Source organism: Trinickia sp. Z7 (assembly GCF_056498045.1).
In genome coordinates, this window is the sequence record NZ_JAUEQW010000006.1 from 304,420 (window position 1) to 316,571 (window position 12,152).

Annotated in this window: 11 protein-coding genes and 1 tRNA gene; 6 read left to right on the plus strand and 6 right to left on the minus strand. The window is 62.5% G+C overall.

Annotated features, from left to right (window positions below; genetic code table 11):
* Positions 1 to 17: 17 nt before the first annotated feature.
* Positions 18 to 1,520, minus strand: a complete 1,503-nt coding sequence (locus tag QQS38_RS13780) for a DHA2 family efflux MFS transporter permease subunit (RefSeq protein ID WP_479645924.1) — start codon at positions 1,518 to 1,520, stop codon at positions 18 to 20.
* A 165-nt stretch (positions 1,521 to 1,685) separates the two neighbouring features.
* On the opposite strand from QQS38_RS13780, the gene QQS38_RS13785 reads away from it, so the two are divergent.
* Together QQS38_RS13785 and QQS38_RS13790 are read left to right on the plus strand one after the other, a co-directional pair.
* A tRNA-Ser gene (locus tag QQS38_RS13785) sits at positions 1,686 to 1,776 on the plus strand.
* 149 nt (positions 1,777 to 1,925) lie between these two features.
* The gene (locus QQS38_RS13790; RefSeq protein ID WP_479645925.1) at positions 1,926 to 3,164 is read left to right on the plus strand and encodes a tyrosine-type recombinase/integrase; all 1,239 of its coding nucleotides are present in this window, start codon (positions 1,926 to 1,928) and stop codon (positions 3,162 to 3,164) included.
* 559 nt (positions 3,165 to 3,723) lie between these two features.
* Here QQS38_RS13790 and QQS38_RS13795 read toward each other — a convergent pair.
* A complete protein-coding gene (locus QQS38_RS13795; protein WP_479645926.1) occupies positions 3,724 to 4,593 on the minus strand; it encodes an ImmA/IrrE family metallo-endopeptidase in 870 nt (289 codons plus the stop codon).
* Between the two features lie 4 nt (positions 4,594 to 4,597).
* Positions 4,598 to 5,041, minus strand: a complete 444-nt coding sequence (locus QQS38_RS13800; RefSeq protein WP_479645927.1) for a helix-turn-helix domain-containing protein — start codon at positions 5,039 to 5,041, stop codon at positions 4,598 to 4,600.
* A gap of 229 nt (positions 5,042 to 5,270) precedes the next feature.
* Here QQS38_RS13800 and QQS38_RS13805 point away from each other — a divergent pair, with 229 nt between their 5' ends.
* The 4 genes from QQS38_RS13805 to cap4 are packed head-to-tail and all read left to right on the plus strand — an operon-like array spanning position 5,271 to position 9,829.
* Positions 5,271 to 6,269: an SMODS domain-containing nucleotidyltransferase gene (locus QQS38_RS13805; protein ID WP_479645928.1), complete on the plus strand. Its 999-nt coding sequence runs from the start codon at positions 5,271 to 5,273 to the stop codon at positions 6,267 to 6,269.
* Positions 6,269 to 7,996, plus strand: a complete 1,728-nt coding sequence (locus tag QQS38_RS13810) for a ThiF family adenylyltransferase (protein ID WP_479645929.1) — start codon at positions 6,269 to 6,271, stop codon at positions 7,994 to 7,996. Before QQS38_RS13805 ends, QQS38_RS13810 begins: the two co-directional genes overlap by 1 nt.
* Positions 7,971 to 8,438 carry a Mov34/MPN/PAD-1 family protein gene (locus tag QQS38_RS13815; RefSeq protein ID WP_479645930.1) on the plus strand — a complete coding sequence of 156 codons (468 nt, stop codon included), beginning with the start codon at positions 7,971 to 7,973 and terminating at the stop codon, positions 8,436 to 8,438. The genes QQS38_RS13810 and QQS38_RS13815 overlap by 26 nt, the downstream gene beginning before the upstream one ends.
* Positions 8,435 to 9,829 (plus strand): CD-NTase-associated endodeoxyribonuclease Cap4, encoded by a 1,395-nt coding sequence (gene cap4 / locus QQS38_RS13820; RefSeq protein ID WP_479645931.1) that lies wholly within the window; start codon positions 8,435 to 8,437, stop codon positions 9,827 to 9,829. Before QQS38_RS13815 ends, cap4 begins: the two co-directional genes overlap by 4 nt.
* Before the next feature lie 244 nt (positions 9,830 to 10,073).
* On the opposite strand, the gene QQS38_RS13825 is transcribed toward cap4, so the two are convergent.
* The 3 genes from QQS38_RS13825 to QQS38_RS13835 all read right to left on the minus strand — a co-directional run bounded on the left by QQS38_RS13825 (position 10,074) and on the right by QQS38_RS13835 (position 12,092).
* Entirely contained in the window at positions 10,074 to 10,649 is a 576-nt protein-coding gene (locus QQS38_RS13825; RefSeq protein ID WP_479645932.1) for a hypothetical protein, read from the minus strand.
* A gap of 6 nt (positions 10,650 to 10,655) precedes the next feature.
* Positions 10,656 to 11,144, minus strand: a complete 489-nt coding sequence (locus QQS38_RS13830) for a hypothetical protein (RefSeq protein ID WP_479645933.1) — start codon at positions 11,142 to 11,144, stop codon at positions 10,656 to 10,658.
* A 330-nt stretch (positions 11,145 to 11,474) separates the two neighbouring features.
* Positions 11,475 to 12,092 (minus strand): S49 family peptidase, encoded by a 618-nt coding sequence (locus QQS38_RS13835; protein ID WP_479645934.1) that lies wholly within the window; start codon positions 12,090 to 12,092, stop codon positions 11,475 to 11,477.
* Positions 12,093 to 12,152: the final 60 nt, after the last annotated feature.

The following is a 12,152-nucleotide window of genomic DNA, read 5'->3' on the forward strand; positions in this document are numbered from 1 at the left end:
AGGCGTGTGCCGAACGATTAGTAGTGTTCCCGTGTGGCCTCTTTTCTGTTGGTGGGTGCATGGCCGGCTGCCGGTGCGCTGTCGTTGTCCGCAGCCGGTTGCGTGTCTGCACCGCTTGGCCGACCCGGACGCAGCAACGAGCCGCCAATCGTGCCTGCCGCTGCGGCGAAGATGGCCCCGAACCAAAATGCGACGTGATAGCCGCTATTGAGCGCCGTCACTGCGCTTGCCGAGGCCTGCATCGCGTCGCTGCGCGCGGCGGCGAGACTTGCCAGCACCGCGAGGCCGAGCGCGCCGCCCATCATGAATGAAGTATTGACGATGCCCGATGCGAGGCCGGAATCGCTCGGATCGACGTCGCTCATGGCGGCGAGCAGCATGGGATTGAACGCAATGCCTGCGCCGAGGCCGAGCAGGACCATGCCGGGCAACACGTCGAATACGAAGGTGCCGTCGACGGGCGCGCGTGCGAACAGCGCTAGACCGCATGCTGCGGCCAGCAGGCCTACCGCAAGCGGAAGACGCAGACCGAAGCGCATCACCACGCGCGCCGACAGGCCGAGCGAAAACAACGCCATGATCAGGTTGGCCGGCAAGAACGCCAAGCCGACTTGCAACGGGCGATAGCCGAGGACGCGCTGCAGATACAGCGCGGAGATGAAGAACCAAGCGAACATGGCCGCGGCCCACAGCACGCCGGCGATGTTGGCTGTCGCGACGTTGCGCAGGCGGAAGAGGGCGAGCGGCATCAACGGATGCTGCGCGCGTGCTTCGATGCCGAGAAACACCGCCAGCAGCACGAGCGCGGCGAGCAAGAGGCCGAGCGTTTGCGCCGAGGTCCAACCCGCTTCATTGCCGTTGACGACGGCGTAGACGGCCAGCATCAACGAAGCCGTGACGGTCACAGCGCCGGCCACGTCGAGCCGCTCGCCGTGAGCATGGCCGGGCGCCGGCGGCAGGAGAGCCATGCACAGCCCGTAGACGGCAATGCCGATGGGCAGGTTCACGAGGAAGATCCAGTGCCAACTGAGCAGGTTCGTGAGCAGCCCGCCGAGCAATACGCCGATGCTGCCGCCACCGGCGCAGACGAAGCCGTACACGCCCATCGCTTTGGCTCGTTCGCCGGTTTCGGTGAACAGATTCATGATGAGCGACAGCGAAACGGCGGAGACGACGGCGCCCCCCAAGCCTTGGACGGCACGGGCGCAGATCAGTAGGCCTTGGGAGTTGGCTAGGCCGCAGACGAGGGAGGCGAGCGTGAAGAGCGTGATGCCGCCGAGGAACAGCTTGCGATGGCCGTAAAGATCGCCGAGGCGTCCGCCCAGCAGCAGGCAGCCGCCGAAGGTGAGCATGTACGCATTCACGACCCATACCAGCGACGTTTCTGTGAAGCCGAGATCCGCGGCGATCGATGGCAACGCAACGTTGACGATCGTCGTATCGAGCACGATCATGAGCACGCCGAGACATAGAACGATAAGCGCTAGCCAGCGCTTGTTGCCGTGGATGGAATGCGTCATGTGAGGAACTCCGAGTCGGTGTTCGAGGACGGGTCCGATTCTATGACGAATCCGTCGTGAGGCTCGGCTAAGTGGCCCGATGCAGAGGCGCGACCAGACCTCGGTTGTCGAATGCAAGGAACGCGTGCGCACCGCTTTCAGACTCTGCTATAATCCTCGGCTCTCGGAGAGATGGATGAGCGGTTTAAGTCGCACGCCTGGAAAGCGTGTATAGGTTAACAGCCTATCGGGGGTTCGAATCCCCCTCTCTCCGCCAGTCAAGCTTCTCAGGCGTTCTCGCCGGTTCTCAGGAAATCTCGCTCAGCCTTATCTGGCGGGCAAGTTGGGGGTGTAGATCCTCTTGCGTCCTCTCAGCGCTACTCGCACAATCGCACCATCAGTTGGGGGTAGGATTGGGGGTAGGAAATGGGCGCATCTGGGAAGCTCCATCGGCTGAGCGCATTGCAAGTGGCGCGTGAAGTCGATCCAGGTTATTACGCCGATGGCGGCGGTCTTCACCTACAGATCACCCTGAGCGGTTCTCGCTCGTGGATTTTCCGATATCAACTTGCCAAGCGCTCTCGTGAGATGGGCCTTGGGGCGCTGTCGTCCATATCGCTCGCTGAGGCGCGCGCCGAAGCTGCTCGTTGCAGGAAGCTGTTGTCTGAGGGCGTTGATCCTATCGACGCGCGGAGGGCGGAGCGCGAGAGGGCAGCTCAAGCGTCGCCCGATGTGCTGGTGTTCAGCCAGGCGGCGGCAGACTACATTGCCGGCCATAAGGGCAGTTGGAAAAACAAGAAGCACGGTCAGCAGTGGGAGAACACGCTCGCCACGTATGCCTATCCGATTCTCGGCAAGGTCGATGTGCGCGATGTCGACACGCCGATGGTCGTACGCGTACTCCAACCCATTTGGGTCAAGAAGCCGGAAACGGCGAACCGTGTCCGCGGACGAATCGAAGCGATTCTCGACGCGGCGAAAGCGCTCGGCAAGCGAAGCGGTGAAAACCCTGCGCGTTGGCGCGGGCACCTCGACAAGATTTTGCCGAAGCGTGACCGGGCTCGGAAGGTCAAACATCACCCAGCGTTGCCGTACACGGAAATTCCGGGCTTCATGGCCGAACTCGCGGCGCGACCGGCGCCGGCAGCTCGCGTCCTACACTTGCTGATCCTTACCTGCGTGCGTACGTCCGAGGCGTTGCTTGCTAGGCCGGAAGAGTTCGATTTGGAGCGGCGAATCTGGACGGTGCCCGCGGATCGAATGAAAATGGAAAAGGAATTGCGCGTGCCCCTGTCGGGGGCGGCGGTTCGGATCGTTCGCGAGGCGATGAAAACAGCGGCGCAGGGCTATTTGTTTCCGGGCCAAAGAAAGGGCAAGCCGCTATCGAATATGGCGATGCTCAATATGCTCGAGCGGATGGGGCACGGCGAGATAACGGTGCATGGATTTCGATCGACCTTTCGCGATTGGGTCGCTGAGTCCACCGAGTATCCGGATTCTCTCGCCGAGATGGCGCTTGCTCACGCGGTGGAGAGCAAGGTCGAAGGCGCCTATCGGCGAGGCGATATGCTCGAGCGAAGACGAGCGATGATGGAGGAGTGGGCTCGGTATTGCGAGAGCGATAGGGCTGGGGCTAGGCGTCTCAGGACAGTATCAGATGCTTGACTCGGTGTCGGCGGCCGTAGTCGTTAAGGCTTATTCAACGTCTGCCGACATGCGCGGAGGTATGCACATTCATCCGGCCGACGGCAGACGTTGAATAAACCTTAACGTTCGGCGCCCGACGACCGAACGCGATGATCATCTCAGGCGTCGCAGCGATGCAAATGGCATGAGACGACCCTGAACGGACCGACGGCACGCCGAAAGGTCAACGACTCTTTGTAAGGTGGAACGGCCGTTCGCGCGACGAAATCCTCGGAAGGACATCGGCCGCAACGCTCGTTGAGCATCGCCCCGCGGCAACCCACCCCGAGTGTCCGCTTTCGCGGTGCGACGATTTCTGCGGGCGAACCACCACAGGCGCTCGATCCGGTCCGTAGGGATATTCCGGGGCGGAGGATTTGCGTTTCGGCCGTTCGAACCGCCCCGCAATCCATTTGCCGTCGCGCAGAACTTCAAACTGTCGCCCAGCAGCACAAGAATTAACTAGTCACGGTACGCGGGAGATGACGAAGACAGTTCTTCAACCTTCATGGTCTTAGTCTTCATTCCATGCGCACCTCTAACGACGGCGGCTTCGGCCAGGCCAAGGCAACTCGCCGGTAAGTTCGCTCAGGCCGTCGTCCTCGACGGTTCGAACGCCAAACCGCGTCCTCTCGATTTCGGGCAGGTCTTCTTCCTCGAACCATAGCAGCGCGACGGTCGTGTCCGTCCTCGCGTAGTGGCGAGCTAGCTCCCACAGGTCGAGTCCCTTGTCCCAGTTCTCGAACCATATGTCTTGCGCTACCTCGCCGGTTTCTGCCTGGCTCGCCCCGCTCTGACGCAAACGGTGCGCCACCGAGCCTGGCGGGATAGGCGACTTTGGCGCAATCCAAGCGCCGACCTCGCGTAGCAACGTGGAGCGAGCGGCATAGCGAATAGCTCCGCGCTCCATGGTCACGTATGCACAAGGGATGTCCGCGAGGTTCGCGTAGCGAGACGCCGCTGCGGGGAACGAGGTACGGAATTGGCCAGCCATGTACTCGAGCACGTCCAGCGAGGGCTCAGTCTTGGGCACCAGCGCCTTCCACTGCATGTAGGGCATCAGCAATTCCGCTGCAAAGATATCGCACATCACCTCGTTGATGTGACGCTTTGCGTATGACCATGAGGGGACTTCCTCGTGGCTAGAAGGCAGCCTCAACTCGATGTGGGCAATTTCGTGGCAAATGGTGAAGCGTTGCCGTTCCTCCGGCTCCAACGAGTTCACTGTGATGACGTGTTTGCCATTGGGCTTCGTGACAGTGTAGCCAGACTCACCTTCGCCGAGTTCGTCCTTAACGATCTTCGCGTTGGCCGCCTTCACGTAGACAGACAGGTCGTCGCGCACGTCCCTGATCTCCAGGTCGGAGATGAAGGCACGGGCGCGCTGCTGAACCTGGGCTTCGTCCATAAGGTTACTCGTCGTCTTCTTCGAATGCGCGTTTGATGCGGGCGATGAGCGTCGCAGGGTCCGGGCGAGCATTGCCACGATGGCGAACGCCTGCGGCCGCGGCAAAGATGTCCGCTCCAATGTCCGGCTGGCTCAGCACATAACCCACCAAATCCGGATCGACATCAGGATGGTCGACCAGCCATTTCACCATCTCAGCGTCGCGCTCGGCAGGCTTGAGCACCTTGAGCAGCTTGCCGATCAGTTCTTGGGATGGGCTGGTTTTCTCGCCGGTCTCCAGACGATGGACGTATGCGTGATCGACGGATGAGAGCTGGGCCATCTCTCGAAGTGAGAGCGTTCGTCGCTCTCGAAGCGTGCGAAGCGCAACGCCTAAGCCAGTTTGTGCCACTGAAATCTCCTGAGTGAGCGAGTGCGGCAGGCGCCTGGCAGAGCCCTGCGCTGCCACCGCGGTCCTTGCCCAACAGCATAGCGGGTTGCCGGGAGCTGCGCACCCCTTTCCAACGACACCGAGCGCCGTGCTATACTGTTGCCCAGCCAGACAACGGATACACAAAAAGCCCTGTTATATTGGGTATGATCGCCGGCTGGCATGATTAGACCGCGTTGTTTGCATAGAACAACAAACTGTGCCACAGCGCGGCCCTGGATGCAACAATCTGCCAGTAGGACCTTGTATGACGACACAGCAACAGTTTCTTGACTTCCTCAGCGAAATCGAGCCGTCAGCCTCGACGGTAAGCGCGTGCTCCAGCGCACACAACGCGCTGCGCGAAGCACTGCGCACCGACGAAAACTTCTCAATGCTGCACGTTCAGACGTTCCTGTCTGGCTCCTACAGGCGCGACACGGCAATCCGCCCCCAAAAGATTGGCGAGGTGCTGCAGCGCCCGGACGTCGACATCATCGTGGTGACCAACCACACCAATGAGGACGACCCGCACGACGTCCTCGATGCACTGCATCAGGCACTTGTCGACGCCGGCTACCAGAACCTGAAAGTCAACCGGCGCTCCATCGCGGTGACCCTGGCTGGCGTCGACATGGATGTCGTCCCGGTCATCGAGGACGGAGACGCCTACCTCATCCCTGACATCGAGCTCAAGAAGTGGCTCACGACGAACCCAGCCGCCCACACGCAGTGGACCGTCGACGTCAACCGCGACACGGGTAGCCGGTTCAAGCCGCTCGTGAAGATCGTAAAGTGGTGGCGCCGGTGTCACCTGTCGGCCCTGCGGCGGCCCAAGGGCTTCATCCTCGAGTGCCTGGTCGCCAAGCACATGAGCTACTCGCAGGTGAACTACCAGACGTTGTTCGTCGAGGTCCTCGAGGGCATCCGCGACGCCTACAGCGTCCACGTCCTGCTCGGCCAAGTGCCGTTCGTCGAGGACCCGGGCGTACCAGGCAGCGATGTGTTCTCTAACGTCACGTTCGACGAGTTCAAGACCTTCTACGACATGGTGAAGGAGCACGCGGCCCTGGCGCGTAAGGCCAAGAACGAGACCGACGACGATGAAGCCCTGAAGCAGTGGCGTGCCATCCTCGGGCCGCGCTTCCCGGCTGCTGCAGGTGCCACCAAGTCTGCGGCATCGTCCCTGCTGCGCCCCGCAGTCGGCGCGGGCCTCACCTTCCCCGGCTCGCCGGTGCTGCCCAACAAGCACGCGGGGTTCGCCTGATGGGCTTGCTGGTCGACCATCCCCAGCGCATGGCGCGGGAAAAGCGCCTGCTTGACGCCCTTGCGCACGAGGCTGCATGGTTTCGCATGCAGGGGTGGCGCGCCACCGCCGGCGGCGAGCTGGAGTTGCGCTTCACGCTGGCGCTGCTGCACGCCACCTTCGAGGGTGTGCTGGTCTATCCGCGCTACTTTCCGGATGTACCAGCGTTTATCCGCCCCCAGCGCCCGGGCGAATCCTGGAGCAGGCATCAGTACCTTGGCAGCGGCGTGCTTTGTCTGGAGCGCGGCCCCGACAACTGGGACCCGAGCGTCACCGGGGTCGATCTGGTGCGAAGCGCGAACAAGCTGCTCTGGAGCGAGGTACTGCAGGTCGCCTTGCCCCAGACCCCGTCGGCCCCGTCGCGCCATCACCTTACGTATGGGCAGGCCCTGCGGGGCGAAAGCCACCGGTTCTTGGTCACGCCACAGTTCGTCGAACGGCTCGCAGCCGCATCGCACCGGCCGGCGTGGCCCATGAAGACCGCAACGACCAAGCTGGGCGAATGCGAGTTGACCTTGGCGACCGAGCTGGGCGATGACCCGCCCCAGCGCTTGGCCGGCATGCCAGTCCTGCCGGGGGCCAGTGCCGGCAGCGGCTGGGCGATCTCAATTCAGAAGACACCCAGCACCAAGGTCACTACGCTGGACGAGCTGGCGGGCCTTGTCGGAGATGGGTGGCCGATGGTCGGTGAGGCGAGCAACAAGACCATCGTCGTGTTCGACACCCAGCATCACGTCCGCGCCTTTTTCGTGCCGTCGGCCGAGGCCGACTCGGTCACCGAACTGGCCGTCATCGACGTCAGCGCAAGCGAGCAGGCCCGTCTGCCCGCGGCGTGCGCCAAATTGAGCACACTGACGGTGACCGTGGTTGGCCTCGGGTCGCTGGGCAGCAAGATCGCCGTCTCCCTGGCCCGTTCAGGCATGCGCAAGTTCGCGCTGATCGACGCCGACGTGCTGCTGCCGCAGAATCTCGTGCGTAACGAACTCGACTGGCAGGGCGTAGGCTTCGCAAAGGTCGAAGCAGTTGCCGAGCGCATTCGTCTTGTGGCACCGGACGCCAACGTGGTATCGCTGTCGTTCGAAGTGGCTGGCCAGGAAAATCCGCTCGCTGCAGCCTCGCTGGCCGAGCTCATCGGCAGTAGCGATCTGGTCATCGACGCGACCGCCAACCCGGACACGTTCTTAACGCTCGCCGCTGTGTGCAAGCGCGCGCAGGTGCAGCTGGTCTGGGGCGAAGTCTTCGCCGGTGGGTTCGGCGCGCTGATGGCGCGCAGCAGGCCGGGTCGGGACGCCGACCCACTATGCATTCGCACCCACATCTTTGGGGCCATGGGAACCATGGAGCCCGTGCCGCGCCTCGAGGCCAACCGCTACGCGCTCAATACCCCTGACAAGATCCTCGTGGCCGGCGATGCGGAAGTGAGCTACCTTGCCGCCGCCATGACGGCCTTCGCATTGGACGCGGTTTGCAGCGGTGACGAGTCCGAATACCCGGTCGCAGCCTACCTGCTCGGGTTCAAGAAGTTCTGGGAGTTCAAGCAGCCATTCGACACCATCCCCATCCAGTGCCCGGGCGCCGTAGCCGCGGCTGCCGCACTGCCTTTGTCCGATGATGAGACCGCCGCACTCGGCGCGCTCTTGAACGCCGTGAAAGGGGGCGCAGGTGCTGCGGGTGACGGTTCCGCTTGAAGTGCAGGCGCCTCTCATGGCCGCGCTCCGGCGCGCCGGCGCTCGTGAGTGTGGCGGCGTGCTGCTGGGCGAGCATGTCGGCACGAACCACTTCGCAGTGCGCAGTCTGACGGTGCACAAGCCTGGCGCCTGCGCCGCATTTGTTCGCGGCATGGGCGGGGTGGTCAAGGCCATCAAGACGTACTGCCGCTCGAACGGCAACGACTTCAGGCGTTTCAACTACCTTGGCGAATGGCACTCGCATCCGCTGTTCAGCGTGCAACCCAGCGCCAAGGACCACGCTACCATGCGTGAGCTCGCGACCGACTGCAGCGTCGGCGCGAACTTCGCCGTGTTGCTCGTGTTCCGGCTTCACGGCCAGCAACTTGACGGCAGTGCCCACACCTACTTGCCTGATGGCAGCGTGCACCTGTCACACCTCGACCTGGAGGGAATCGAATGAAAGCAAGCTTGCTAGCGAACGAATCCACTGGCGGGGCCATCGCACGAGAAGGGTTCGGCTACCAGGATGCCTTCGTTCTGCAGCACCTCCCGCGCTGGCTCGCGCAAGGCTCGTTCAGCCACGTCGTGAGCGAAGCGGTCGGCGATATCGAGGTCAGCTATTTCGGCATGGACGGCGCCACCGTGCGCACCTTCTTCGAGGCCAAGGGCTACGCGCTGTCTTGGAGCGCCTTCTGGGACGAAATCCAGCAGTTCAAGAAGGTCCACGAGACGTCGCCAGCGGAGTTTCCGCGCTTCGTCCTGGTGTGCCGTGACTTCAACGGCAGTACGGCGCCTTTGGTCGCCATGGTGTCACGCCTGCGTGGTGTGGGCTCTTCGTACGATGCCGCCTCGCCGCTTCTCGCTCAAACCCGGGATAAAATCATCCAATGGGTCGTGGACAAGAAGCAGCCGCGGGAGCTGGCGCAGTTCGTGGTCGACCGGGTGGACTTCGTCATCTACGCTGACGAGAGCGCGCATGCCGCATTCCCCGGCGAGATCGAACGCTACTTGCCGAGCATTAACCTGCGTGCCAAGGACGCAGCCGCCTTCCGGGAGCACTGCGTTCGCCTAGTGACGCGCTCAGCGCGTGGGCCCGTGATGCGCGCGGAGATCGAGGCTGCTTTACTCGAAGTGCTGGCCGGCGACGCGGCGCTCTGGGCAAAAACACCGACCCTGTTGAGCCTCGGTGACGCTGTGTCGGCGCATGAACTTTGCCTTATCGTCGAGCCGTTCAATGGGCCTGGCCGCGAGGCGTTAAAGATGGACGACTGGCAGCACTTGTCCGCTCGCGCGGCGGCCATCGGCAAGTGCATCAAGCGCAGCCGCCCACGCTCCACCGTCGCGCTTTCAAGCAAGCAGAGGATGTCGCTGGCCTGTTTGCTGGGCTACACGTTTGCCGCCACCCGGGGTTTCATCCTTGACATCGACCACAACGGCGCGCGCTTTCGCACTGACGAACACGCGCAGGCGCCTGGCCCGTTCTTCACCGCTGATTCGACCAGCGGCGACGACGGTGTCAAGGAGGGCGTGGCGAGCATCGCGTTCCCGACGCGGGCTGTCGCGGACGTCACAGCTGCGACTGCGGGAAACCTAGCTCGGGCGCCGCGCCTGGAGCTCACCAGTGCCAATGCGATTGACGGTCCGCTGAAGCTGAATAGGGCTGTGGCGGAGGCCAAGTCTGCCTTGGTCGACTTCCGCTCCTATCACCGGTTGGACGTCATCCATCTCTTTATCAAGGCGCCTTCGCACTTCGCGATGATGCTGGGGCATCGCCTCAACGCGGTCGGCCGCATCCAGCTCTACGACTGGGTGGACAGTTCGTACGTCGCAACCTGCTTGTTGACACCCTGAGGAATCGGTAGACGTGGACCAACGCATCCAGCGTCCGCTCCGCCGAAGAGGGAGCGTTCTTCATTGGCAATCGGATGGCTGCTTACGGGGTCGAGCCGACGCCTATATGTCCGACCGACGACGCATGCGAACGGCGCTTCATGGCCGGCAAGTGCTCGACGACCGAGCGCGGAGATCGCCGCAAGGCGTGGCCTCTCATGCAAATGGCATAAAGCAACCTGGATGCGCTGAGGTTAATCGACAGTCAGAGGCTTGGCTCGGTTTTCGGGTCAGCCGCGAGTCCGACATCTTTGCGCGCGGCCTCCAGTACCTGCCGCCCCATCTCGTTCTTGTCGGACGAAGCAAGTGTGGCGATGCCGGGAAACGCGAGTCTGGCGCTTTCGAGTTTTGATTGAGCCACAGGATCATCTTCGGCGACTTTCTCCGGGAAGACGGCGATAAACCACAGCTGAAAGACCTGTGCCTCTACGGGGCCGCCCTGACGAAACCGAATGTAATCCTCAACTGCCAGAAACAGGATGGCGGCAACGTTGGCCTCGCGCAGTTCGACCGAGCTATCGGGGTTCGGGTCTTGCTCGGCGTGCTTGAAGAAGTTTCGACACGGCTCGTTGATGTAGTACTTCAGCGTGTGTCCGGCTGGCAGATTTTCGCGGGCCTGCTTGGAGAAGCTTTCCACGCCCGCGCTCGTGCAGAGCACATCGATGACCTCCCATGCGTTCGATGCCAGCGAGTACACGGAAACGGGATCGCCGCCATCGAAAAAAAGGCAGATGGCAGTAACGAGTTGCCGTCGGGCGGCGTCGATTTTTGTCACGTGCATCTTCGTTTACTCCTGCACGTGAACCCGATGGAACATCTCTGTGACGGCCTTGTTGACCGCCTCGGGGTTCTTTTCGTGCCGGTCGGGATGGGCGTACTTCAGCATGTAGCCCGCCATCATGTGCGTGATCGCATCCGCCTCGGTACGAACCCACTGCGCGAGCCGGATTACGTCCGCATAGCTGGCCGGGTCATTGTCGTCGTTCGCGGGCCAGCCGTTGCGAAGAAACCAGCGGTGCATGAGTTCGTTGCGGCGGTCAATCAGGGTGTTGAGTCGGTCCTCCAAATCTGCCGCGATCTGCCCGCGCTGGGAGAGGACCTTCACCACGTTCGCGGTTGCGTTTTTGTACCGCCCCTCTTCGATCATCCCGCCCGTCGCCTGAAGGTACGCGGGATCAGTGATCATCTTGAACCCTTCGTGGATCGACACGAAGGCCACCTCGAACATCTGCATCGCGATGACCGCACGCCCGATTGCCGCGTAAGCCTGCTCCATGCGTTTCTCCCGTTAGTGAGGCTGCGCGAGAATTGTACGTGCGATGCCGCCGCTGCCTACTCCCGCACGTGCATCTTCGGGAAGAGTTCGACCATGGCTTGGCGCTAGCCAACATCAAATGGGGCGAATTACCGAAACGCGTCGCGTTTCAGCCATATGACACCGTCTAGCGGGCGTCGCATCATGGCCGACGAAGTAGGTGGCGAGCCCGCGCGGCGACAGTTTTTGCCGATACCTGAGCTTCCGAAATCGTTAAGGTTTATTCGATGCCTGCCATCGGGCGCATGAATGTGCATACCTCTGCACATGTCGGCAGGCGTCGAATAAACCTTAACGGACTGGGACGGTCGCGACGGACAATCTCGTTCGACACGCGCTCAGATATCGAACATATCGATTACGCGCTGTAACGCAGCAGTGCGTGTCTGAGACTGCGACGCAACCGGCATGCGCACTGGCTTGGTTGACGACCGGTCTTTGCGCTGCGCGATCCGACGGGCCACCTCGTCGATCGTCGTGATGTCGTCCACCATGCCTTCGCGCTTCGCGCTTCGCGCTTCGCGCTTCGCGCTTCGCGCGTTGAGCGTCGAGCAATCGGCCTTGCCCCATGCCGTTACGAACAGCGGCTTCCGGCACACCGCGATGCTTCGCGACGGCACCGACGAACATGCGGTAGTAGTCGTCCACGCGCGATTGCACGTGCTGCCGGGCGTCCGTGCCGAGCGGCTCAAACGGATTGCCCTCAGTGTTGTACTTGCCCGCCGCGGTCAACGTCGTCTGGACGCCGGCTTTCCCGAGCGCCTTCGACACATCCTGGTGCGCGGTCACTACGCCGATCGATCCGACCTCGCCGTCGGGGATGACGTAGAACTCGCTCGCCGCGCTGGCGACCCAATACGCGCCACTGGCCGCGAGCGACTCAACCAGGTCATCCAACATGTCGGCCATCGGATGGCTGCTTCCTGGCGCGTTGCTGTCATCTTCTCCCCAGTGGGGGATCACGAGTGG